The 913-nt window shown below is 79.5% G+C and carries 1 protein-coding gene and 1 pseudogene; both read left to right on the forward strand.

Translation table 11 applies throughout. The features are described 5' to 3' along the window. Window positions 1-52: 52 nt before the first annotated feature. Complete coding sequence (locus GTR00_RS21785; protein WP_205706400.1) at window positions 53-523, forward strand: DNA glycosylase family protein; 471 nt, start codon at window positions 53-55, stop codon at window positions 521-523. A gap of 17 nt (window positions 524-540) precedes the next feature. Continuing rightward, window positions 541-913, forward strand: a pseudogene (locus GTR00_RS21790) (hypothetical protein); the annotation flags it as partial.

A 913-nucleotide genomic window follows, 5' to 3' on the forward strand; every position in this document is an offset into this window, starting at 1 on the left:
TCCAGCCAGTCCGCGGGGGTGGGCGGCACCCACAGGCCCGCCGGGCCTGTGGGTGCCGCCCACCCCCGCGGACTGGCTGGAGGTGCCCTCCTGGGAGTGGCTGGCCGCCGGCGTCGAGCTGCGCCGGCGCCGCGTCACCATCCTCGCCGCGCCCCGCGCCGCCGCCCTGGAGCGCACCCTGGCGATGGACCAGGCGAGCGCCGACCGCGCCCTGCGCTCCCTGCCCGGCGTGGGCGTGTGGACCTCCGCGGAGGTGCGCGCCCGCGCCCACGGCCACCCCGACGCCTTCTCCTTCGGCGACCTGCACGTGGCCGCGAACGTCTCCTGGGCGCTGACCGGGGAGGTCCTCGACGACGCCGGGTGCGCGGAGGTCATCGAGTGCTACCGCGGGCACCGCTACCGCGTGCAGCGCCTGCTCGTGCTGGCCGGCGTGAGCCGGCCGCGCCGCGGCCCGCGCGCGAGCCTGCCCACCCACACCCCCGACCGCGCCCTGCGCGCGCACCGGCCCCGCCGCGGCGGCTGAGCGGCCGCAGTGGTGGGATGCACGGCGTGCGCGTGCTCCTCATCGGCTGGTCCAGCGTCCTGCACGGCGAGGCCACCGCCGGCGACCTGCTGAGCGCCGAGGCCGTCGCCCGGCGGCTGCGCGCCGACGGCGCCGAGGTCGACCTCGCCTACAGCCCCGCCGTGCTGCGCGCGCAGGGCCCGCGCGGCGGGGTGCTCTACGAGGACGAGCAGGAGGTCCTGCACGTGGACCCGGACGCCTACGCGCACGTGGTGTGGGCGTGCGGGCCGCTGACCGGCCGGCCCGTGGAGCGGGTCCACGAGCGCTTCCCGCGCGCCCGGCGCCTGGCCGTGGGCGTCTCCGTGCTCGACCCGGCCGACCCGGCCGGGTCGAGCACGGAGACGCCCACGG

It is taken from the genome of Kineococcus indalonis (assembly GCF_009906395.1).
Lineage (GTDB): Bacteria > Actinomycetota > Actinomycetes > Actinomycetales > Kineococcaceae > Kineococcus > Kineococcus indalonis.